At 27.4% G+C, this 21955-nt stretch carries 26 protein-coding genes, 1 tRNA gene and 1 riboswitch; of the genes, 19 read left to right on the top strand and 8 right to left on the bottom strand.

The genetic code is table 11. From position 1 onward, the window contains the following. Positions 1 to 144: 144 nt before the first annotated feature. Positions 145 to 2043 (bottom strand): type I glutamate--ammonia ligase, encoded by a 1899-nt coding sequence (locus FGL08_RS09335; RefSeq protein WP_138210528.1) that lies wholly within the window; start codon positions 2041 to 2043, stop codon positions 145 to 147. Between the two features lie 195 nt (positions 2044 to 2238). Between FGL08_RS09335 and ppaX the strand changes: the two genes are divergently transcribed. The 8 genes from ppaX to FGL08_RS09295 all read left to right on the top strand — a co-directional run bounded on the left by ppaX (position 2239) and on the right by FGL08_RS09295 (position 8320). After that, entirely contained in the window at positions 2239 to 2871 is a 633-nt protein-coding gene (gene ppaX, locus FGL08_RS09330; RefSeq protein ID WP_138210527.1) for a pyrophosphatase PpaX, read from the top strand. Between the two features lie 320 nt (positions 2872 to 3191). After that, positions 3192 to 3830: an accessory gene regulator ArgB-like protein gene (locus FGL08_RS09325; RefSeq protein WP_138210526.1), complete on the top strand. Its 639-nt coding sequence runs from the start codon at positions 3192 to 3194 to the stop codon at positions 3828 to 3830. 13 nt (positions 3831 to 3843) lie between these two features. Continuing rightward, complete coding sequence (locus FGL08_RS09320) at positions 3844 to 3966, top strand: cyclic lactone autoinducer peptide (protein ID WP_138210525.1); 123 nt, start codon at positions 3844 to 3846, stop codon at positions 3964 to 3966. 77 nt (positions 3967 to 4043) lie between these two features. Further along, positions 4044 to 4517: a hypothetical protein gene (locus FGL08_RS09315; protein WP_138210524.1), complete on the top strand. Its 474-nt coding sequence runs from the start codon at positions 4044 to 4046 to the stop codon at positions 4515 to 4517. 16 nt (positions 4518 to 4533) lie between these two features. Continuing rightward, on the top strand, positions 4534 to 5382 hold the full coding sequence (locus FGL08_RS09310) for a sensor histidine kinase (protein ID WP_138210523.1): 849 nt from the start codon (positions 4534 to 4536) through the stop codon (positions 5380 to 5382). A 76-nt stretch (positions 5383 to 5458) separates the two neighbouring features. Then, positions 5459 to 6163: a DUF5714 domain-containing protein gene (locus tag FGL08_RS09305; protein WP_138210522.1), complete on the top strand. Its 705-nt coding sequence runs from the start codon at positions 5459 to 5461 to the stop codon at positions 6161 to 6163. Positions 6164 to 6385: 222 nt separating this feature from the next. Further along, entirely contained in the window at positions 6386 to 7318 is a 933-nt protein-coding gene (gene rbsK / locus FGL08_RS09300; RefSeq protein ID WP_138210521.1) for a ribokinase, read from the top strand. Positions 7319 to 7321: 3 nt separating this feature from the next. Next, entirely contained in the window at positions 7322 to 8320 is a 999-nt protein-coding gene (locus FGL08_RS09295) for a LacI family DNA-binding transcriptional regulator (protein ID WP_138210520.1), read from the top strand. Between the two features lie 41 nt (positions 8321 to 8361). Here the strand turns inward: FGL08_RS09295 and FGL08_RS09290 are convergent, their stop codons facing one another. Then, positions 8362 to 10137 carry a Na+/H+ antiporter NhaC family protein gene (locus FGL08_RS09290; protein WP_138210519.1) on the bottom strand — a complete coding sequence of 592 codons (1776 nt, stop codon included), beginning with the start codon at positions 10135 to 10137 and terminating at the stop codon, positions 8362 to 8364. A gap of 157 nt (positions 10138 to 10294) precedes the next feature. Beyond that, positions 10295 to 10474: riboswitch (Lysine riboswitch) on the bottom strand. A gap of 128 nt (positions 10475 to 10602) precedes the next feature. Between FGL08_RS09290 and FGL08_RS09285 the strand changes: the two genes are divergently transcribed. Further along, entirely contained in the window at positions 10603 to 10971 is a 369-nt protein-coding gene (locus FGL08_RS09285; protein ID WP_138210518.1) for a CoA-binding protein, read from the top strand. A 170-nt stretch (positions 10972 to 11141) separates the two neighbouring features. Here FGL08_RS09285 and FGL08_RS13425 read toward each other — a convergent pair whose 3' ends face one another. After that, positions 11142 to 11312 (bottom strand): hypothetical protein, encoded by a 171-nt coding sequence (locus FGL08_RS13425; protein ID WP_171012034.1) that lies wholly within the window; start codon positions 11310 to 11312, stop codon positions 11142 to 11144. Between the two features lie 134 nt (positions 11313 to 11446). Between FGL08_RS13425 and FGL08_RS09280 the strand changes: the two genes are divergently transcribed. The 7 genes from FGL08_RS09280 (at position 11447) to FGL08_RS09250 (ending at position 15735) form a co-directional block, all read left to right on the top strand. After that, positions 11447 to 11522, top strand: a tRNA-Trp gene (locus FGL08_RS09280). A 198-nt stretch (positions 11523 to 11720) separates the two neighbouring features. Next, positions 11721 to 12059, top strand: coding sequence for a YtrH family sporulation protein (locus FGL08_RS09275; protein WP_138210517.1), 339 nt, complete (start codon positions 11721 to 11723; stop codon positions 12057 to 12059). Then, positions 12047 to 12514 carry a sporulation membrane protein YtrI gene (locus tag FGL08_RS09270; protein WP_138210516.1) on the top strand — a complete coding sequence of 156 codons (468 nt, stop codon included), beginning with the start codon at positions 12047 to 12049 and terminating at the stop codon, positions 12512 to 12514. Before FGL08_RS09275 ends, FGL08_RS09270 begins: the two co-directional genes overlap by 13 nt. A gap of 149 nt (positions 12515 to 12663) precedes the next feature. After that, complete coding sequence (locus FGL08_RS09265; protein ID WP_138210515.1) at positions 12664 to 13833, top strand: glycosyltransferase family 4 protein; 1170 nt, start codon at positions 12664 to 12666, stop codon at positions 13831 to 13833. Positions 13834 to 13949: 116 nt separating this feature from the next. Next, positions 13950 to 14159 carry a hypothetical protein gene (locus FGL08_RS09260; protein WP_138210514.1) on the top strand — a complete coding sequence of 70 codons (210 nt, stop codon included), beginning with the start codon at positions 13950 to 13952 and terminating at the stop codon, positions 14157 to 14159. 23 nt (positions 14160 to 14182) lie between these two features. Next, positions 14183 to 15106, top strand: coding sequence for a polysaccharide deacetylase family protein (locus FGL08_RS09255; RefSeq protein WP_138210513.1), 924 nt, complete (start codon positions 14183 to 14185; stop codon positions 15104 to 15106). A 29-nt stretch (positions 15107 to 15135) separates the two neighbouring features. Next, on the top strand, positions 15136 to 15735 hold the full coding sequence (locus FGL08_RS09250; protein WP_138211318.1) for an HD domain-containing protein: 600 nt from the start codon (positions 15136 to 15138) through the stop codon (positions 15733 to 15735). Positions 15736 to 16154: 419 nt separating this feature from the next. On the opposite strand, the gene FGL08_RS09245 is transcribed toward FGL08_RS09250, so the two are convergent. The 3 genes from FGL08_RS09245 to FGL08_RS09235 all read right to left on the bottom strand — a co-directional run bounded on the left by FGL08_RS09245 (position 16155) and on the right by FGL08_RS09235 (position 17861). Beyond that, positions 16155 to 16850, bottom strand: a complete 696-nt coding sequence (locus tag FGL08_RS09245; protein WP_138210512.1) for an LrgB family protein — start codon at positions 16848 to 16850, stop codon at positions 16155 to 16157. After that, entirely contained in the window at positions 16847 to 17197 is a 351-nt protein-coding gene (locus FGL08_RS09240) for a CidA/LrgA family protein (protein ID WP_138210511.1), read from the bottom strand. Before FGL08_RS09240 ends, FGL08_RS09245 begins: the two co-directional genes overlap by 4 nt. A 199-nt stretch (positions 17198 to 17396) precedes the next feature. After that, positions 17397 to 17861, bottom strand: coding sequence for a methylglyoxal synthase (locus tag FGL08_RS09235; RefSeq protein WP_138210510.1), 465 nt, complete (start codon positions 17859 to 17861; stop codon positions 17397 to 17399). A 239-nt stretch (positions 17862 to 18100) separates the two neighbouring features. Here FGL08_RS09235 and FGL08_RS09230 point away from each other — a divergent pair, with 239 nt between their 5' ends. Together FGL08_RS09230 and epsC are read left to right on the top strand one after the other, a co-directional pair. Further along, positions 18101 to 19126, top strand: coding sequence for a WG repeat-containing protein (locus tag FGL08_RS09230; protein WP_171012033.1), 1026 nt, complete (start codon positions 18101 to 18103; stop codon positions 19124 to 19126). Between the two features lie 351 nt (positions 19127 to 19477). Continuing rightward, positions 19478 to 19978, top strand: coding sequence for a serine O-acetyltransferase EpsC (gene epsC, locus FGL08_RS09225; protein ID WP_415578626.1), 501 nt, complete (start codon positions 19478 to 19480; stop codon positions 19976 to 19978). A gap of 63 nt (positions 19979 to 20041) precedes the next feature. Here the strand turns inward: epsC and FGL08_RS09220 are convergent, their stop codons facing one another. Together FGL08_RS09220 and FGL08_RS09215 are read right to left on the bottom strand one after the other, a co-directional pair. Further along, the gene (locus FGL08_RS09220; protein WP_138210508.1) at positions 20042 to 20614 is read right to left on the bottom strand and encodes a flavin reductase family protein; all 573 of its coding nucleotides are present in this window, start codon (positions 20612 to 20614) and stop codon (positions 20042 to 20044) included. A 26-nt stretch (positions 20615 to 20640) separates the two neighbouring features. Continuing rightward, a complete protein-coding gene (locus FGL08_RS09215; protein ID WP_138210507.1) occupies positions 20641 to 21513 on the bottom strand; it encodes an FUSC family protein in 873 nt (290 codons plus the stop codon). Positions 21514 to 21710: 197 nt separating this feature from the next. On the opposite strand from FGL08_RS09215, the gene FGL08_RS09210 reads away from it, so the two are divergent. Further along, positions 21711 to 21911, top strand: coding sequence for a cold-shock protein (locus tag FGL08_RS09210; protein ID WP_138210506.1), 201 nt, complete (start codon positions 21711 to 21713; stop codon positions 21909 to 21911). Positions 21912 to 21955 lie beyond the last annotated feature (44 nt).

Here is a 21955-nt window from a genome sequence, read left to right as displayed (position 1 = left end):
GTATATCATTTATTATAATATTTTATTCTCCATAACGTAATTTATAATAACTAAAATAAACATTAAAGTCAACATGTGTATTGCTTTTTTTAGAACGTTAAAAAAGGCTGTGAATTTATTTAAATTCACAGCCTTTCTAATAGCTTAAATATCTATCAAATTTTTTATATATACGCTATATATGGATCTTAAACTTTCCATTTTTTCTTCTAATTCTACTTGCAAGTTAGAAACCTCATCATAATCACTTTTATCGATAGCTTCTTTTATTTTAGTAAATAGACTCTTTTCAGTATAAGAATCTTTCATTAAATAATGTCTTAAATAATTTATTTTTTGCCAGTTAGCAACATCTAAGTCAAGAGCTTTGTCTATAGAGTGAATCATCTTAAAGTTTCTTATTTCATCACTATAATCATTTAAAATTCTATTTTGAATTTCTGTAAGCCATCTTCTTTGCGCACCTAATTTAAAACTATTTATAAGCTTATCATTAAAAACATTCTCACGTTTTAAGAAAGAAGTTATATCATTATGATCTAAATTCTTAATATTTTCATATACAGTTCTAGGAGCTTTACCGAAATATTTTTCTCTTTCAGATTCAGTAAAGTCTTCAAAAACATTTTGTTCACTTCTATAAGCCCTATCTTTTAATAGATAGCTTGCATCTTCTTCAGGAAGTTTGGATAGTTCTTTTAGAAGTTCATCTTCACTTTTATTGTTTTTAATAGCATATTCTATACCTTCAATCATAGATAGATATAGAGTTGCAACAGCTAGGTAAGTGTTAGTGTGTGGGTTTGGAGATCTAACCTCAAATCGTGTAGCATAAGGATTCTTAAGGTCTCTAATTAAAGCTATTAGTATTGTTCTATTTCTAGATGGAATATTAACTTCATGCCCAAGAGAGGTTACTATACATACAGGGGCTTCAAATCCAGGTTTAAGCCTTTTTAAAGAATCATTAGTTGATGAAATAAAAGGATTTATTCCCTCATAATTTTTTAATATTCCCATTAAAGAACCATATCCTATCTTACTTAGAAAATGATTGCTTGTTGAAGTAAAGAGATTTATTGTTTTTCCATCTCGAAGTTCTACTGATACACTTATATGAACATGTTCTCCACTACCAGCAACATCATTAATAGGCTTTGCAAGAAAGTTTACATCTAGTCCATTTTGTCTAAAACTTTCTTTTACGATATTTCTTATAAATATTTCATTATCACAAGCTTGGATTGCATCTGAATATTTCCAGTCAATTTCAAGTTGTTCCATTATATGAGTTAAAGTACCAGACTGGTCTAATTGAGCTTTTACTCCGCCTACTTCTTTATGTCCCATTTCTGGATTAAAGCCATAGGATTCCATTATTAGAAGACATTGTTCTAAAGATGTTCTTACAGCTCCCTTTGTACGAGTCCAATATTGCTCCTTAAGTACTTGAGAAGTAGTTAGTTGTTCTATATGAGCTTTATCATTTGGAGTTTTAACCCAAAACTCTAATTCTGTTGCTACTGTGAAATTTATATCTTTTATATCTTCAAAAGTAAATTTATATTCTTTACAAATATGTGGATTTTCTTTGAAAATATTTAACAGATTTTCTTTAAATACGTTTATAGAATTCTTAAGAATATGTCTAGAATCAACAGCAGTATTATCGTGAAATAAAAAGCAAGGAATTTTTAGAGTACCAATTGGAAGGTTAGTAATAGGATCAATATTTTCGTAGTTATAATCTATAAACCAATTGCAGTCTAGGTCTGCTATCATATCTAGCTTAGCATTATTAAGTGTAGCAATACCAGGTAAAACAACAGAAGAACCATCAGTTTGAATTGCATTTCCATATAAGAATTTTTCAATATCCTCTATAAAAAGATTTATAGGAATTCTTTCATCAGTATCATTACCAGATAAGTCTACGCCCATAAAAGATACAAACTTAATTTCACTATGCGAACTTAAGATTTCTTTTATGATTTTGGGAGAATGATTTTCTTTAGTAATTGTATAAATTAAATTATTTAGCATCTTAATCCTCCTTCAAATTAGTGAAATTTGAATGTTTAATATTATAAAATTTCAAATTTATAAAATAAATAAAAGTTTAGTACAATCAATGTAAAAAGTCAATAATTATTGCAAGCATTTAATATATTATTTTACTATACTTAAATAATATATATGATATATTATTATTAAAATAAAAACTTAGGAGGAAGAAATATGATAAAAGCAATACTATTTGATTTAGATGGGACTTTGGTAGATACTAATGACCTTATAATAAAAACCTTTCAATATACTTTTAAGACGGTTTTAGGATTAGAAATAAAAGAAGCAGAGATATTATCTTTTTTTGGAGAACCATTGGCAACTACTATGGAGAGATATGCAAAAGATAAAAAAGAAGAATTAATAAATTTTTATAAAGAACATAACATGAAAACTCATGATGACTACATAAAAAAAATAGATGGTGCACTAGATGGGGTTAAGCTTCTAAAAAAAGCCGGTTATAAGCTAGGGATTGTAACATCTAAAATAAAAACCGCAGCTTTAAAGGGATTGGAATTTGGTGAAATGGTACAATATATGGATGTTATAGTAACACCAGAAGATACTGAGCTACACAAACCAAATCCAGAACCTATATACAAAGCATGTGAGATATTGAAAATAAAACCAGAGGAAGTAATAATGATAGGGGATAGCTCCTACGATATACTTTGTGGTAAAAATGCAGGAGCTAAAACTGCACTTGTAAGTTATACTGCTCTAAATAAGGAAGAGTTATTGAAATTAAACCCAGACATGTATATAAACAGTATAGTAGAGTTGTATAATACTATTGAGTAATTAAAATTTAAGTTGTAATATTTAACTTTAATAAACAAAAAAATTTTATAAATATTTAAATTATATAAAAAAACACTAATAAAAAGTAAAATAAGCGTTAAAAAATATGTCTAATGTATTTAAATATCATTGATTTAAAGTAGAAGAATATGATATTATGAAGATAAATAATAGTACTTAGCAGGTTATATAGAATATTGCATATTTTTATGGTCGAAAATCATAAGAAAAAACATTAAATATGGCATGCATTATACGTTGACATAGTCACTTATAAAGTGATATATTTCTTTTAAGAACATATATTGGAAGTGAATATAATGGATAACTTTATAAATAATTTGGTGTCAATTTATGCGAGACATTTGAGTTTAAGTGACAATGAAAAGGCTATTTTAAAATATGGAATTACTATTGCTACTAGTACTATCTTAGGAGTTGTTGCAAGTTTGTTTTTAGCAGCACTTTTAGGAAACTTCTTCTACGTATTTATCATGATAGTTTCTATGATGATATATAGAAGTTTTTCAGGTGGTGGACACTGTAGCACTATGCTTAGATGCACAATATTTAGTACGATTCTAGTGAACTTACTTTGTATATTTTCTGAACTGCTTTTAAATTTTAATTTAATAAATTATTTTTATTTCACTATAGAATTTTTAATATTGTTATTTTCTATTTGGGCTATATATAATTATGCACCAGCAGATACACCTGCAAAGCCAATTAAGAAGAAGGAGAAAAAGGAAAAACTTAAAAAATTATCTTTTGTTTATATAATAGTTTGGTATTGCTTCAGTATTTCGTGGTTTTACATTAAGGCAGATGTTAGTAAAATTTCATTTTATATATCCATAGGGATTTTATGGCAAACATTTTCTATTACTCCATTAGGATATAAATTTATACATGATATGGACAAGCTTTTTAGCTTGTTTAATATAAACCATAACTAAAGGAGGATTTATTATGTTAAGAAAATTTTTAGAATTTACTAAATCACTATTTGGATTGGTTGCTGTTAGTAATGCATCAGCTGCGTGTGCATACCTATCTTATCAACCAGAAATGCCGGAAGAATTAGATAATTAATTATCTAACTAATTAGAGTACTACCAAGGAAGAATTACTGATAAACAAAAGATAAGCTTTATGGGGTGATAATATAAATGCTTATAAAAGCTTTCTCACACATTATTCAAAGTTTTTTAATGGTAGCTGTAGGTTATTCTATAATAGGCATAAAGTTAGATAGAAGAAAAATTATTGGTGTTACAATTTTAAATTCTATATGTATAATGGGTGTAAGGAGTTTATACAATAAATTTAATATACCTTATGGGACTCATACCATAGTACTTGCAATTATATATACTTTAATTTGTAAGTTAATAACAAAAGAGAATTTAATAAATTCTTTAATATCAACTTTAATTTCTTTTTCATTAATTGTTGTACAAGAACTTATAGTGTTACTTCCAATAGTATATATTTTCAAAGTTGATATTGATAAATTAATAAGTAACAATAATTTTATGTTTATATTAATAACGTTTATTGGAAATTCTTTATTAGGTATTTTATACATATTTTTCTTTAAACTAAATCACAGTATTATAAATTTAGGTGAATATAAAAAATAAAAGACAGGTGTACATAATGAAATTCTCCAAAAAAGTATATCTTTTAATCATACTAGTATTAGTAGAAAACTTTTTAATATTTTTAATTCTAAGTAGTATATTTTTAATGGATAAAAAAAGCTTAAATCAAACATATGCAATTAATTTAATATTAATAATAGTAGGTTTGGCGGTTATAGCGGCATATACTGTAGGTGCAATATTGAAACTTGTAAAAGTTAACCGAGAAACTATAGAAAAAATTAATTCTTCTCAAGAAATAATTGATGCATTGAGGGCACAAAAACACGATTTTAAAAATCACTTGAGTGTTGTTTTAGGACTTTTACAATTGAACGAGACCAATAAAGCGATACAGTATATGTATGATATAAATGGAAAAATAGATGAAGTTTTTTCTATTAGTAAACTTAATAATGTAGAATTTGCTGCCATGCTCCACACTAAAGTAGCTATTGCAGAGTCTAAGGGAATAACAGTAGAACTTGATATAGATTCTGCACTAGATAATTTATATATAAACACCGTAGATCTTTGCAGGATATTTTTCAATTTAGTAGATAATGCTTCCTATGAACTTGAAAATTCTAAGGAGGAAGAAAAAATTCTAAGTATAGATATCAGGGAGTTTGAAGGTAACTTAATATTATCTGTGGGGAATAGTTATCCTTTAATTTCTCAAAAAGTTATAAATAAAATATTTGATAAAGGATTTTCTACTAAAAACGGCGAAGGAAGAGGTTATGGACTTAGTATAGTTAAACAATTAGTAGAGAAGAATCGTGGGAAAATAGATGTGGAAAGTTATGAAGGTGTAGGAACTATTTTTACAGTATTTTTACCAATAAAAAAAATTTTAAGATAGAGTTTAAACATAATAAAAGTAGCCTAAAGGCTACTTTTATTTATATATATAATTTCATAGTTGGGGGATAGTTATTATGGAACATAGGCATAATTGTATTATTTGTGGAAGTGAACTTAAGTACAGTAAAGAGAGTATAGGATGTGAATGTTATTACTGTGGAACAAAACAAAATTCTAATGCAATATGTTTAAAGGGGCATTATGTATGTGATGCTTGTCATGCAAAGGGGGCCTACGACATAATAAATGAATTTTGTACCCTAAGTGATTCTAAAAATCCAATTAACATGGCTAGAGATTTAATGAAGCACCATTCAATAAAAATGCATGGTCCAGAACATCATTTTTTGGTTCCAGCAGTTTTGATTTCATCTTTCTGCAATGCTACTAATAGTACAAAAGAAGAAAAGGTTACAAAATTAAATGAATGTGCTAAAAGAGCAAAAAATGTCTTAGGGGGATTCTGTGGTTTTTACGGAAGTTGTGGTGCTGGTGTTGGAACAGGAATATGTATAAGTATTATTACAGGGGCTACACCTCTTACAAGGGAATCATGGAAGCTAAGTAACCTTATGACTTCTAAAAGTTTATATGGTATAGCTGAAAAGGGGGGACCTCGATGTTGTAAAAGGGATTCTTTTATAGCTATAGAGTGTGCCACTGAATTTATAGAAAAAGAATTAAAAGTTAAGTTGCAAAGGGAAGAAAAATTTTACTGTGAATTTAGTAATTTAAATAATCAATGTATAAAAGAACATTGTGACTTTTATAGAAGGTAATAATTTTAAATTATACTACAAAAGATGATTATTAAAAAATTTATCTTTTGTAGTTTTTTATTATACATGTGTTAAAGTTTAAGTTTTATATTTTTAAAATTAAGATATTATATCAAGAAAACTTTTTGATATTCCCCAAGATACAAAGGATATTGACAGAAAATTTAACCGATGATAAAATTAATTAACCGGTTTACTATATATACAAATGAGGTGGAAAATTTGAATAAGGTGTGTGTTGTAGGGAGTATAAATATGGATTTAGTCTTGAAATCAAGAGCTCTACCTAAAATGGGAGAAACTATTTTAATAGACGAACTTTTTAAAATACCTGGTGGAAAAGGGGCTAATCAGGCTGTTGCAGCTAGTAGATTAGGTTGCGAGGTTAACTTTTTAGGTGCTGTTGGTAAAGATGAAAATGGAGAAATTCTTTTGAATTCTATGAAAAAGGATAAAATAAATATAGATAATATAAGTATAAATGAAAATTGTGAAACTGGAATTGCTATAATTAATGTGGATGAAAATGGCAACAATACTATTTGTGTAGTATCTGGAGCTAATATGAAAATGAAGTCAGAAAATATAGAAGCTATGAGTGAGGTTATAAAATTAAGTGATGTAATTATAACTCAGTTAGAAACACCTATGGAAGTAGGGGCACAAGCATTTAAGATAGGCAAAAACTTTAATAAAATAACAATTTTAAACCCAGCACCAGCGGCTAAAATTGGACAAGACCTATTAAGTTATACTGACATAATTGTTCCAAATGAAACTGAAGCTTTTGAATTAACAGGTATAGAAGTAAATGATATAGAGAGTGCTAAAATGGCGGCAGAAAAGTTCTTTTCTAAGGGTGTGAAGTTTGTAGTTATAACCTTAGGAAGTAAAGGGGCAGCTATAATTTCAAATAAGGAAAGTAAGATTGTACCAGCATTTAAGGTGAAAGCAATAGATACAACTGCTGCAGGAGACTCATTCATTGGGGCTATGGCAAAAAAAATAAGTGAGAATGGAGAATTAAACTTTGAAAGTATAGTTGAAGCAGTAACTTTAGGTAACAAGGTTTCCTCTATAACTGTAACGAGAGAAGGAGCTCAAAGTTCTATACCTTATTTAGAAGAGGTAAAAGAGCTTTATTGTGAAATTTAATATATGAATAAAATAACTATGAAGGATATAGCTCAAATTGCTGGGGTATCAAAAGCTACAGTTTCTATGGTTATTAACAATAAGGATAAAAATATAAGTAAAATTACAAGGGATAGAGTATTAGAAGTCTGTAAAGAGATGAATTATACTCCAAATGCTATTGCAAGAAGCTTAAGTACAAAACGAACACAAAGTATAGGTATAATAGTTCCAGATATAACTAATCCATTTTTTGCAGAGATGTGTAGAGCTATAGAGGATTCTGCAAATGAAAGAAAGTATAACGTAATACTTTGTAATACAGATAATAATCCATACAAAGAAAGGGATTACTTAAAACTTCTTATAAGTAAGTTTATAGATGGTGTAATTTTAATTTCCCATAGGAATGATACAAAATCTCTAGAAATTTTAAAAGATAATAACATACCTTGTGTACTTGTTGATAGATATATGGGGGATTCAAAAGATTATTATGGAGTATTTTGCAATGAAGAAAAGGGAATAAAAGAAGGAATACATTATCTTTATGAAAATAAAAAACGGCGAAAAATATTTTTTGTGACAGGTGATATGGAATTAGAAATATCTAAAAAAAGATTGAATACATTTATTAAATTTGCTAGAGAATTAGGTATCTATAACGAACAGTTAGTAATAGAAGGCGATTTCTCTGTTAAGTCAGGTATAAAAACTACTGAAATAATTTTAAATAATAATTTAGACTTTGATGCCATATTTTATAGTAATGATTTAATGGCTATAGGGGGTATTAAGACTCTATTAAAAAGGGGTATAAGTATCCCAAGGGAAGTAAATGTATTGGGATATGATAATATTCAAATATCTAGCTTGTTTGAGCCAGAAATTACTACAGTAGCTCAACCTATTTATGAAATGGGTGAAAAATCTTGTAATTTTCTTATAGATATAATCGAAGGAATTAATATAGTTAGAAGAGATATAGTTCTACATAGTAAATTAATAATTAGAAACACATAATGGACAGATGCCATTATGTGTTTTATTTTAATATATAAAGATTATATTTTATTCCTAGAATAAGATATTGTATTATGATTTGGAATAGGCTTTCCTATAAATCTTATAATAAGAAAAATTATAACCATAGAAACTGGTAATGTTAAATATATAGGTAATCCTAAGCCAGAAGGTATATATCCAAATAAGATAGAAACTGCTCCTACCACAAGAGCATAAGGAAATTGTGTTTTAACATGATCCATATGATCACATCCAGAACCCATCGAAGATAAAATTGTAGTATCGGATATAGGGGAACAGTGATCACCAAAAATACTTCCAGTTAAAATTGCACTAATATTAATTATTATATAACTTTGATCTGCTTTAAGAGCATATGCAAGAGGTATGGTAAGTGGCATTAATATTCCCATAGTTCCGTAAGAAGTACCTGTTGCAAAAGATATAATAGATGAAAGGGAAAATACTATACTTGGAAGTAAAAAGGCTGGTAGCTTGGATTTAGAAAGAACTGAAACTAAATATGAAGCTGTACCTAACTCTTTTATTATAGAACTTAATGTCCATGCAAGTAATAATATAACTCCTGTAATAATTAAAGATTTCATACCTTCAACCCAAACATCAATAGATTCACTTAATGTAAATATTTTTTGATAACATCCCATTATTATAGCCACAATACTTGCTAGTAGTGCAGAAGAGAAAAGTACTATACTAGCATCAGATTGTCCAAAAGTTAACTGAATAGCATTTAAAGAAAGTGGAGAATTCTTAATAATATTTATATATTCTTTATTATTTGATGCAATTATGGTATGATAACCATTAAAATAAAAGCCAATAAAGGAGCCTAAAATTAATACTAAAATAGGAATAATTGCATTTTTCATGTATGGTTTTACCCCTTCTTTAGGTTCCATACTTGTATCTTCCGAAGATAGAGGGTTAGAACCTAATCGTAAAGTTTCCCCAGTAGTTCTCGCCCTATATTCACTTTTATACATAGGACCAAATTCTCTTAAACATATAGCAGATAGTACTATAAAAACTAAAATTAAAATATTATAAAATCTGTAAGGAATAGTATCTATAAATACATTATAAGAGTTAACTTTTATACCTATATCTGCAAAACCATCTTTTATTAAGCTAAGTTCATAGCCTACCCAAGTGGAAATGATAGCTATACCTGATATGGGAGCAGCTGTAGAATCCACAATGAAAGAAAGTTTCTCCCTTGAAATTTTCATTTTATCACAAACAGGTCTCATAATTGGACCTACCATAAGTGAATTTGCATAATCATCGAAGAATACTAATATTCCTAATAAAAATGTTACAAGTTGCGTACTCCTTGGGGTTTTAGCTTTTTTTGCTAGACATTCTGCCACAGCCTTAGTACCTCCCATTTTAGAGATTAGAGCTATAAGACCACCAATGGTTAAACATTGAAGTATAATACCGGCATTCCACGGATTAGCCAAAGAATTTAATATTTGTTGAACTATAAGTGTAAAAGAATTTAAAAGTGCTGAGAAAATATTATATCCGTTTAAATTTAGAAGAAATGCTCCCACTAGTATTCCTAAAAATAAAGAAATAACTACATTTTTAAAAATAAAGGCTAAAATAATAGCAACTAGAGGTGGAAGTAGAGTAAGAAATCCAAACTTATTAGCATTTAGATTAGTTTTACTTATTTCACTTGCAAATATAGTATTACAATTTAAAAAATTAAATATAATTATTGTAAGTATAAGTGAAATTATGTTTCTAAAAAAATTAGATAGGTTTTTGTTATTTGTTTTCATAGAATTCCTCTCCTTATTAATTAGTGGAAGGTTAAGAGGAAGTGATTTAAAGAAATAAAAAAATAAAACCCAAGGAAGAAAATCCCTGGGCTTATATCACAAAATTAATAGAATATAATATTTCTTAAAAGATTATATTAAAAATTGTTATGAATAAGTTCAGGATAGCTCTTCACAAATAACTTTTATTTGTGACAGTCTTGCATATATTTTATACAAAACCAGCTATACAATCTCAAAGCATTGATTGTACACTTCGGCTGTATTTCCTTTCATACTACTTCACAGTGCTTACCTCCATAGTATTACTAATAAGTACAGCGCCTCTATCATCAACCGTCCACTATATTTACTTTTGATATGTTTACCATTATACTAATAGTGTAAGATTAAGTCAAGAAACTTTTTAGTTTAAATATTGCAAATATACAAACAATAAAGCTGATGATTAGCAAGGAGGGTAAAATGAATATTTCAAACTTATTTAAACTTTACAATTGGGTAGTTGTAGGAGACGTTACAAATCAAACTAAATATGCTTATAGAATTTTAAATACATTAAAAAGCGAAAAGTATAATGCTGCAGGAGTTAATCCAAGAGGCAATGGAGATGGAGCTTTTACTAGTCTTAAGGAAGTTAATTTTAAAATAGAAGTAATAGACCTATGTATAAATCCAGTACAGGGATTGGAAATAATAAAAGAAGCTAAAGATATGGGCATCAAAAATGTGTTAATTCAACCAGGTGCAGAAAGTGAAGAAATATTAACTTATTGCAAAGAAAATGAAATAAATGCCATAGAAGGTTGTGTTTTAAGACAGCTAGGATATTAAATTTAAAATTTGATTACTATTATTTTATTAGTTTTTGAATTATAATAACTAAAGTCAAAATGCTCACAAAAATATTTAAGCTTTTGTGAGCATTTAATCTAACAATAAAATATACAATAATTAAATTTTTGATAATTAAACTTTAGAAGTTACAATTTTAATTAAGAATACTAAAGGCTTCTATTATGAGAAAGCTTAGAACGTTTGGTAAACTTATCACCATTAGCATCTATTTTAACTCCATTTTCAATACCTATGTCAGCACCGTCTTTTGGAAACATTTTTCTAAGTTCAGCATTGCTTTTTTCTCTAGTTTTTCTATGACTTTTATTATTGTGCATTATAGTCCCTCCTATATATAATATATTTTATAATATTAATCTAACCATATTTAAATAAAAGTATTAAATAAAATAAGAATTAGCATTGACAAAAATTAATTTTATGATAAACTATTAGAGTAACAATTAAATATAGGGGTATAGCTCAATTGGTAGAGTAGCGGTCTCCAAAACCGTTGGTTCCGGGTTCAAGTCCTCGTGCCCCTGCCATAAAAAAGATTAGTAATTTATTACTAATCTTTTTTTGCTGTAATTAAATAGACTTAAAAGTTTTAAAAAGTTAATATGATATTCAATAAATATTTTAAAATTAAGTTAGCATAAAAATATATAACAGAATTTTATAGCTAATAATATAAAAGTTATTATCATATTTTATAAGGAACCGATTTTTAGGAGAGTATATATTTGGAAGACTTTTTAAGTAATATAATGCTTAGTTTTTTTATTGCGATGGGAGTAATATTAGGTGGAGGCATTTTTACAGCTTTTGCAGCTATATTGAGTAATAGGCCACCTCTAAAATCTATGATGGAAATAGCACAGTCTATTAAGATATGGGCTATTGCAACTGCATTAGGAGGAACATTTTCCAGTTTTCAAATCTTAGAGGAAGGAATATTTAAAGGCGATTTTAAGGCTTTACTTAAGCAAATAACTTTTATTTTTTTCTCTTTAATAGGTGCCAATATAGGATATGAAGTTTTAAATATATTTTATAGGTGCTGTAATATTTGGAAAAAGTAAAAAGAAATTATAAAAAGTTTTTTTTATGTGGCTTCCTAATTGGCACCTTGGGAACTTTAACATGTTTAACTTTTTTATTTAGCTATAGATTTGAAAATAATTATAATAAAATAAGACGACTTGAACTGAAGCTTGAAGAAAGTGAGAAAAATTTAGAAAAACTTAAAAGTTCTATTAAAGTAGATAAAATGACTGTTAAAGAAGTGGATGTAAAACTTCAATTTAAAGAAGAGGTAAATGAGGTTACAAAATATATATTAGAAAACAATATAAAAGAAAAATATAGTAATTTAATAGGAAGAGAGATTAATTCTATAGATATAGAGATGCTTGATAAAGTTATAGATAATAGAATAATGTATAGAGATAAACAAAGGTATGTGTTAAAAGTTAATAAAATTATGATTTCACATAAGATAATATTATATATTGAGTGTAGTAAAATAGATATATAAAATAATATATAAGTATTTAAAATAATAAAAGGAATTTAATGAAAATTTAAGGTAAATTTAAGAGTATAAATTTATTAATTTAAGATTCGTATGATATTATAATAAATAATAAATTATAATTATGATCTTAGATAGGAGGTTGTTATTTTATGAAAATCTTAATAACAACTGATACGTATTTTCCCATGGTAAATGGTGTTGTTATATCAACTAATAACTTATATAGAGAATTGAAAAAACTAGGACATGATGTAAGAATACTTACCCTTTCAGATTCACATAAATCACGAATTGAGGGGGATGTATATTATATTAGGTCTGCAGGACTTAGAATTTACCCAGGGGCAAGAATTGGAAATCCATTCTTTAATTCAATTACACAAGAAATTTTAGATTGGAAACCAGATATAATACACTCTCAAACAGAGTTTACTACAATGGTATTATCAAAAATTATCTCTAAAAAATTAAACGTACCGCAAGTACATACATATCATACTATGTATGAGGACTATCTTCACTATGTTTTAGGTGGGAAATTTTTAGGCAAAAGTACCGCAGCAAAGTTGACATCTATGCTTTTGAATCCATTGGATGGAGTTATAACACCTACGAAAAAGGTGGAAGAGACACTAAAAACATATGGAATAAGTACAAATACTTTTATAATACCAACGGGAATAGATATAGAAAAATTTAAAACAAAAATCTCGGAAGAAGAAATAAATGTTTTATTTGAAAAACATAAAATACCTAAGAGTGGTAAAAGACTAATTTATGTGGGAAGAATAGCTGAAGAGAAGAATATAGAAGAGGTAATTGAGTTTTATAATGATATATGCAGAAATAGAGATATAAGTTTAGTTATAGTTGGCGGAGGGCCATATCTGCAAAAACTCAAAGATTTAGTAAAGAGTTTAAATATTGAAGATAGAGTATATTTTACTGATATGGTAGATACTAAAGAGGTTCATAAGTACTATAAATTAGGGGATGCATTTGTAACAGCATCTACAAGTGAAACTCAAGGGCTAACTTATGTAGAAGCTCTAGCTAGTGGATTACCTGTTTTATGTAAGTATGATGAGTGTGTAGAACATTTAATTATAAATGATTATAACGGATATACTTATAATAACAAAGAAGAATTTATAGAAGCTATAGATAAGATTTTTTATAAACAGGGTAATTTAGAAGAATTTCACAAAAATAGCTTGGAAAAATCTAAGGAATACTCAAGTGAAATTTTTGGATTAAAAGTACAAGATGTATATGAGGAAGTTTTGAAAAAAAATAGCATGGTAAAGTTAGTAGTATAGACTGTGATTAATACAGCCTATACTTTTTTTATTTTAATAAATAATAAAAATAAAAAAGAAATTTTATATTTATTTTTTTATTGTAAATAATAAAATTGTAGGAAAGAGGTGACATTATGCGAAAGTGGCAATTAAGATTTAGTATAGTTTTATTTAGTATAGTAATACTGTCTTCTATAATTTTATTGTATCAACAAGATAAAATCTCTAATTTAACAAATAAGCAAAGTAAATTAGGAGTAAATCTACAAGAGTTAAATGACAAGAAGTTAGAAGAAGAGCAATATCTGAAAGAGTTAAAGAAAAAGTACAGTGACTTAAAGTAATTTACGTAAGGATGTGCTAACAAATGAAGAATAAGTTTGTGGGTATTTTACTTATAATTGCAATTATATTGCAGTCTATTTTAATTTATAAGATTTTTGAGAATACTTATATCCAATATAATATTAATAATGATATCAAAAGGAAAGAAAATCAGATAGAAGAGGCTAAAGGTTATATAAAAGAGATAGGTATGGAGAAGCAGAAAATAAATAAGGAGATTAACATTAAAATAAAGCAAAAAGAAGAAATTATAAATAAAGAGAAGAAAAAAAGAGAGTTAGAAAAAAGAGAAAGAGATAAATATAATAATGGAGAGAAGATAGTATATTTAACTTTTGACGATGGACCTTCTAGTAATACACGAAAAATATTAGATATTCTAAAAGATGAAAAGATTAATGGAACTTTTTTTGTCAAGGGCTCGGATACGGAATATTCAAAGGAATTATATAAAAGAATTGTAGAAGATGGGAATGCCATAGGAAATCATACTTATTCTCATAATTATAGTTATATATATAAAAGCAAAGAAAACTTTATAAAAGATTTCAATAAACTTCAAAATATAATAAAAGAAACTACAGGAATAGAACCTAAAATAATGAGATTTCCAGGTGGGAGCAATAATACAGTTAGTCACAACTACGGTGGTACGGGAATAATGAAAGAAATTATAAATTATTTTAAACAAAATAATTATATATATTATGATTGGAATGTAGACTCTACGGATGCATCAAAAGCCCTTCAAAGTAAGGAGAGAATAGTTAATAGCGTAATTTATGGTAGCAAAGATATAGATAAAATAATAGTTCTTATGCATGATAGTGGAGGTAAAACTACTACAGTAGAAGCATTACCAGAAATTATTAAAAGTTTAAAAGAGCGAGGATATAAGTTTAAAACTTTAAGTCCATCAGAGTTTAGAATTACTTTTGCAACCTAAGGAGGAATGTTAATTTGGATAGTTTTGAGATGTATAAAAAAATAAATCATGTACTTTTGCAAGAAGAGAACCCCTCAGAATATTTAAATCAAATAAAAGAAGAACTTAAAAATTCACCATCTCCTTTAAATTTTATAGATAAATTGGAAGAAATAAAACAAGAACCTAAGTATCATCCAGAAGGAGATGTGTTTGACCATACTATGTTAGTTTTGGACTTAGCAGCTAAAAATAAAAAGCATAGCCAGGATGAAAGAGTCTTTATGTGGGGAGCTTTATTGCATGATATAGGTAAGCTAAGAACTACAAGAGTTAGAAAAGGAAGAATAACCTCTTATGATCATGATAAAGTTGGAGAAGAGATGGCGCAGGAATTTTTAACTTTTTTCAATGAAGAAAAAGAATTTATAGATAAAGTTAAAGCTATGGTTAGGTGGCACATGCAACCTTTGTTTGTAATAAAGAATCTTCCGTTTAAAGATATAGAAGGGATGAAAAATGATATAGATCCAAAAGAAATATACTGGTTTTCTTTATGTGATAGATTAGGTAGAGGAGGATTAACAGAGGAAAAGATAAGGGAAGTAGAAAATCAATTAGAATTATTTTTGCAATATACTATGCGTTAATAATGTATAGTTAAATAAAAATTTATTTTAAGTAAAAAAGACACTTATTAAAGCAATATGTCGAAAGAAAAATGTTGACTTATGTATTTTTATGCGATAAAATAATATCAAATAAAGATAAATGTACATGATTTACAAAAGATTTGATGTACAAAAGAAAAAGATAATATATACAAAAGATTTAATAAGACAAAAGAAGAATTAAGAAATAACAAAAGTAAATATAGATTATGTAAAGTACAAAAGTGAAAATTTATCTAAGTAACAAAAGTTTTAAGTATACTAAGGAATAAAGACAATTTTAATTTTGAGATTAAAATTTTAATAAACATAGGAAAAAATAAAGAGAATGATTTTTAAATCATTCTCTTTATTTTTATTCTACGGAATTTAGGTTTATTATACTAGCGAATAAAGTATTAACTACATAAAAGCTTTACAATTAGTGGAGCTAGAAATACTGTTAACAATCCAGCTATGGCTATAGCAAGTCCACTCATAGCGCCTTCGGTTTCCCCTAACTCTAAGGCCTTTGCAGTTCCCATAGCATGAGATGCAGTTCCTAGGGAGATTCCAACTGCAATTTTATTTTTAATATTAAATAGATTACATACTAATGGGCCAATTATAGAACCTAAAATACCGGTTATAATTATGGCTGAAACTGTTATGGCTATATTTCCGCCTAGTTGTTTTGAAACTTCCATTCCAATAGGTGTGGTTATTGACTTAGGTATTAGTGAAAACATTAAACTTTCATCAACTTTAAATAATTTACCTAAAACTATGATAGATGCTATTCCACAGGTACTACCTACAGTAATTCCTATTAAAATAGGGAATATATATTCTTTTAATAGTTTAAGTTTTTTGTAAAGAGGTACTGCTAAAATAACTGTTGTAGGTCCTAGAAGAAAGGAAATATATGCTCCCCCTATATTATAAGTTTCTAAGTTTATATTACTTAGCTTTAAAAATGTAATAACAATAATAATACCTATTAATAAAGGATTAAATATAGGATTTTTAGTTTTTTTAAATATAAAACATCCTATTTCAAAAGAAATTAAAGAAATAGTAATTCCGAAAATAGGACTATTAATTATAGAATTCACTTTTGCCTCCTTCTCAACAAAAACTCAATTGTAGTTCCTGTTGTAATTATTACTATAGTGGTGGATATAAGTATGATTAATGTAAAGTTAAGTAGATTTTTCTTTATAACTCCAAAGCAAGACATAAGTCCTACACCAGCAGGGATAAATAAAAATGCAAGATGCTCTAATAGTAAATCACTTACCTTTTCAATCATCTCTAACTTAACAATCCCTATACAAAGTGCTGTTAGAAGTAATAGCAGACCCAAAACACTACTAGGAATAGAAAGTTTAAAAATTAACTTTACTAATTCTCCTAAAATGCAAAAAAAGAAAATAATCGCTATCTGTCTTAAATATTTCAAAAGTTTCACCTCTTTTCTGTACCTAATTATAATATATAGTAAAAAAAAATAAAATGTCTAAAAATAAGTTTATATTATGATATATTTGAATTTATTTTGTTCTAATACGTAAAAAAAGCAGTTTTCACTGCTTTATTAGATTACTCTTAGATATAAAGATTTTATTAAATAATTTTTATAAAAGTTCTAGCTAATAATATTATTTTAATTGGATATGTCTATTAGCATATTCTGCATGATCATCTAAGGTTATAATGTATTTTTCGTTCATATATGGAGAAGAAATTATAAAGTCTGCTGAAGACTTATTGGTACCACAAGGGATATTATATAAAGTGGCTATTCTAAGAAGAGCTCTAATATCAGGATCATGTGGTTGTGATTCTAAAGGATCCCAGAAGAATATTAAAATGTCCAAATCAAAATTTACTATAGTAGCTCCAATTTGCTGGTCCCCACCTAAAGGCCCACTTTTAAAAGAGGTTATGCATAGTCCAGTTTCATTTGATATTATTTCACCTGTAGTACCTGTAGCAAAAATATTGTGAAGGCTTAAGCTTTCTTTATTTTTATTAACCCACTCTAGAAGTTCTTTCTTTTTATTATCATGAGCAACTAAAGCTATATTTTTTCTAATCCCAACTTCTCTAAATTCTTTATTCATATACAATCTACCTCCAAGCTTTATTTATGTTAAACTATATAGATAGTTAAGAAATTTTCTATAATTATATTTTGCTTTAATTTTAATAAAATAAAATCTAAAAGGAAATTTATTATAAAAAATATGTTATTGTGATAGAATGTTACTATAATCTATATAAAGTTACTTTTAAAGTATACTATAAAATAATAAAAAATGTAATATAATAAATACAGAACTTATTAAAGGAGGATTAAAGGTTGAGTGAGAATATTTTGCATAAAAAAGAGTTATATTTAATAAAGAAAAATAAGAAGTATGGATATATAGACAATAATGGTGATGAGGCAATTTCAGTTCAATTTACAGATGCAAGAAACTTTGTAGGTGATTTTGCCATAGTTTCGCTAGAAGGGAAATATGGGCTTATAAATAAAAATGGTGATTACATAATAGAGCCTTCATTTCAAGGACTAGATTGGATTTCAGATGAGATTTTATGCTATAAAAAAGAGGAAAAGAAAGGTGTTATCAAATGTGATGGCAGTGTTTTATGTCAGCCAGTATATGAAGAAATAAGAACTTTTAATGAAGGATTAGCAGCAGTTAGAATAAATTATAATTGGGGATATATAAATAATAAAGGTGAGGAATTAATAAAACCTAGTTTCATAGATGCCTATGATTTTAGTGACGGTATGGCCTTAGTTCAAGTGGGTGGAAAACTTGGATATATAAATAAAAATGGTCATATAATAATACTAGCAGTTTATGATTATGCAGGTGACTTTAGTGAAGGTCTAGCACCAGTTTCTATAGGTAAAAAATATGGATATATAAATAAATCAGGAGAAGTTAAGATAAAAGGTAAATTCCATATAGCTAAGAAATTTAGTGAGGGTCTAGCGGCAGTTGAACTAGATAATAAAACTGGATATATAAATAAAGACGGAGAAATTATTATAGAACCTAATTTTGACTCAGCAGAAGATTTTATAGATGGAAAGGCTGTAGTATGCAATGATGATAAGTATGGATATATAGATAAGGAAGGAAATATTATTGTAAGTTTAAAATATGATGATGTAGATTATATTTCAGAGAATATTTTAGGCGTTATGATAGAGGAACAATGGGGATATATAAATATGAGTGAAGAGTTTATTATAGAGCCACAATTTGATGAAGCATTTGCTTTTTATAAAGGGTTAGCAGAAGTTCAACGTGGTACAAAAATTGGGTATGTAAATACAAATGGAGAGTTTGTTTGGAATTTACAAAAATAGTTGTAGACAAACATAATAAATTATAATATTATATATCATGAAAAGATATATTTAAAAACTATGAAGAAGGAAAGTAGAATAAAGATGCTTTACAGAGAGAAAATCTAATAGCTGAAAGGATTTTTAAAGATAGCTTTATTTGAAGTGCCCTTTGGAGTTATGTACCGAATATAAAGTAGGCTACATCGGCGGTATCCGTTATTATACTAGAGCATAATATGTGTTTTAAATTACTTTAATTTTAATTAGGGTGGATAATGAAGTTAAGCTTCATCTCTAAGGAGATGAAGTTTTTTATATTTATTAAACGGATTAGTAGAAAAAGGGGTGACAAGGGTGTTTAAAAACTTGATGTACGATTTAGATAATATATTAAGAAAAGATCCTGCAGCAAGAAATAAACTAGAAGTGTTTTTATTATATCCTTCAGTTCATGCTATGATAATATACAGAATTGCACATTTTCTTTACAATAAAAATATATTTTTCTTGGCAAGAATATTGTCTCAACTTGGAAGACTTCTAACAGGTATAGAAATTCATCCAGGTGCTACCATAGGAAAAGGTTTTTTTATAGACCATGGAATGGGTGTGGTTATAGGAGAAACAACAGAAATAGGAGATAACGTTACTATATACCAAGGAGTCACTTTGGGAGGCACAGGAAAAGATAAAGGAAAGAGGCATCCAACTATAAGTGATAATGTTATAGTGGGAAGTGGTGCTAAGATTCTAGGACCTATAAGAATAGGAAGAGGAGTAAAAGTAGGGGCTAATGCCGTAGTGTTAAAAGATGTCCCAGAAGAGGCTACAGCTGTAGGTATACCAGCGAGAATAATTTTGAACAAATAAAACAAAATTATTAGGAAAGTAAAATTTGCTTGAAAACTTTTTATGATTTTCAAGCAAGTTTTTTTATTTTCTTTTTTTCTTTTGAACGGAGTAACCAAATTTTCCTTCTGACTTTTTAGGAAGAGTATAATATTCACCATGACAATATGAGAGTAATCTTGCATTTTCATAGTGAATTTTGCCTTTTAAATCTTTTAAACTATTATCAACATGGACTCCAACTATGTTAGCTATAAACATATGATGGGAACCTAATGGGACTATTTCATGAAGAGAACATTCTATATTTATAGGACATTCTTCTATGTATGGTACAGATATATTTTTACTTTCCATTAAGTGTAGATTAAATTTTTTAATTTTATCTACATCTCTTCCAGAGCGAACTCCACAAAAATCTACAATTTTGGCTAAGTTCTGATTTGGCAAATTTACAACAAATTCTTTTGTGTTTTTAATGTAGTCATATGATAGTCTTTCAGGTCTTATAGAAACTGAAAGCATTGGAGGTTTCGTGCACACAGTACCAATCCAAGCCGCAGTAAAAACATTGACATCTTTTTTATATTTTGATGTAATCAAAGCAACGGGTAGAGGATTTAGCATAGTACTTCCTTTAAAAAAATCTTTTGTCAAGTTTTAAACATCCTTTCTGTTTTATGTTATAACATATTTATTTCATCCAAAGAGTGGAGTATTTTACTGATTTGGTTCATATGATATTTAAATACTATTTGAAGTTCTTTGTCTTCTTCATTTTCTATATTTTTATATGGTATAGTAATTAAATCTTTTATACTATCATAAGTTTCTTTAGGTATTTTAAAATTATTTTTTATATGTTCAATAATGTTTAAATGAGAATATAGCTTATAAAATAGGTCTATAGCTTTTTCGTATTTTTGAAGATTTAAATTTTTATCATAGGTCCTATATTCATCTTCATATGAGGAAATTGATTCTTCTAATCCTTTTATATGCTTATAAAGTATTTGTAGTCTTTCTTCATTATTATTATAAAAATCTTCCCCACAGAGCAGAATTAGATCTTTATGAATTCTATTACTAGAATCATATATATGTTTTTTTAAATTTGGAGGATAAATAATAAGATTTACAATAACAGCAACTATAATCCCTACAAAGGTTTCTAGAAGTCTATTTCCACTGTATACAAACGGATTACCACCTTTTAAATTAGAAGATATAGCAATAAACACTATACAAGCAATACTAATGGATTTGTTATATCCAAGAATATCACAAAGATATATGGTAACGGATATTCCTATGGCCACAAGAAAAGTGTTGCCAGGAAGTATTAGTACAAATAAAAGTCCTACTATAGCACCTAAGGTAGTTCCTATTATTCTGTTTTTACCAACTTTAAATGAGTTATATATAGTTTTTTCCATAGTTATTATGGCGGCAATACAAGCATAGAATGGGAAGCTAACTTTAAATAATTTAAGCACCATTATAGATATAAAGACTGCTAAAGAAGTTTTTATGTTTCTCATTCCGATTTTTTTCATAAAAATAACTCCTTTCTATTCATATTATTATAACCAAATAGCAAGCTAATTTCCATATGTTAAAGAAAAATAAAAAAGGCGAAAAATTTCGAAAACTATGCCTGAAACACTGTTGACAGTGATTTGATAATATGATAATCTAATGTTTATAATGATTATTCATTATGAGTATTTTGATGTTTTGGAGGATTTTTTAAATGAAAACAGGTATTGTTAAATGGTTTAATGCAGAAAAAGGATTCGGATTCATATCAGTAGAAGGAGAAAAAGATGTATTCGTTCATTTCTCAGCTATTGAAGGAGACGGATTTAAATCTTTAGAAGAGGGTCAAAACGTTCAATTCGAAGTAGTTGAAGGTGAAAGAGGACCTCAAGCTGCTAAAGTTTCTAAATTATAATCTTTTTTATATAAATTGATATATAGGTTTTGATTATAATTTTA

The organism is Hathewaya histolytica (assembly GCF_901482605.1).
GTDB lineage: Bacteria > Bacillota > Clostridia > Clostridiales > Clostridiaceae > Hathewaya > Hathewaya histolytica.
This window is presented reverse-complemented; position numbering and strand designations above follow the sequence as displayed.

Coding starts and splice junctions, on each gene's coding strand:
- FGL08_RS09320 (WP_138210525.1), top strand. CDS start 3,844: ATGTTAAGAAAATTTTTAGAATTTACTAAATCACTATTTGGATTGGTT.
- FGL08_RS09265 (WP_138210515.1), top strand. CDS start 12,664: ATGAAAATCTTAATAACAACTGATACGTATTTTCCCATGGTAAATGGT.
- FGL08_RS09315 (WP_138210524.1), top strand. CDS start 4,044: ATGCTTATAAAAGCTTTCTCACACATTATTCAAAGTTTTTTAATGGTA.
- FGL08_RS09305 (WP_138210522.1), top strand. CDS start 5,459: ATGGAACATAGGCATAATTGTATTATTTGTGGAAGTGAACTTAAGTAC.
- FGL08_RS09285 (WP_138210518.1), top strand. CDS start 10,603: ATGAATATTTCAAACTTATTTAAACTTTACAATTGGGTAGTTGTAGGA.
- ppaX (WP_138210527.1), top strand. CDS start 2,239: ATGATAAAAGCAATACTATTTGATTTAGATGGGACTTTGGTAGATACT.
- FGL08_RS09295 (WP_138210520.1), top strand. CDS start 7,322: ATGAATAAAATAACTATGAAGGATATAGCTCAAATTGCTGGGGTATCA.
- FGL08_RS09250 (WP_138211318.1), top strand. CDS start 15,136: ATGTATAAAAAAATAAATCATGTACTTTTGCAAGAAGAGAACCCCTCA.
- FGL08_RS09235 (WP_138210510.1), bottom strand. CDS start 17,861: ATGAATAAAGAATTTAGAGAAGTTGGGATTAGAAAAAATATAGCTTTA.
- epsC (WP_415578626.1), top strand. CDS start 19,478: ATGTACGATTTAGATAATATATTAAGAAAAGATCCTGCAGCAAGAAAT.
- FGL08_RS09325 (WP_138210526.1), top strand. CDS start 3,192: ATGGATAACTTTATAAATAATTTGGTGTCAATTTATGCGAGACATTTG.
- FGL08_RS09335 (WP_138210528.1), bottom strand. CDS start 2,043: ATGCTAAATAATTTAATTTATACAATTACTAAAGAAAATCATTCTCCC.
- FGL08_RS09210 (WP_138210506.1), top strand. CDS start 21,711: ATGAAAACAGGTATTGTTAAATGGTTTAATGCAGAAAAAGGATTCGGA.
- FGL08_RS09215 (WP_138210507.1), bottom strand. CDS start 21,513: ATGAAAAAAATCGGAATGAGAAACATAAAAACTTCTTTAGCAGTCTTT.
- FGL08_RS13425 (WP_171012034.1), bottom strand. CDS start 11,312: ATGCACAATAATAAAAGTCATAGAAAAACTAGAGAAAAAAGCAATGCT.
- FGL08_RS09255 (WP_138210513.1), top strand. CDS start 14,183: ATGAAGAATAAGTTTGTGGGTATTTTACTTATAATTGCAATTATATTG.
- FGL08_RS09260 (WP_138210514.1), top strand. CDS start 13,950: ATGCGAAAGTGGCAATTAAGATTTAGTATAGTTTTATTTAGTATAGTA.
- FGL08_RS09290 (WP_138210519.1), bottom strand. CDS start 10,137: ATGAAAACAAATAACAAAAACCTATCTAATTTTTTTAGAAACATAATT.
- FGL08_RS09310 (WP_138210523.1), top strand. CDS start 4,534: ATGAAATTCTCCAAAAAAGTATATCTTTTAATCATACTAGTATTAGTA.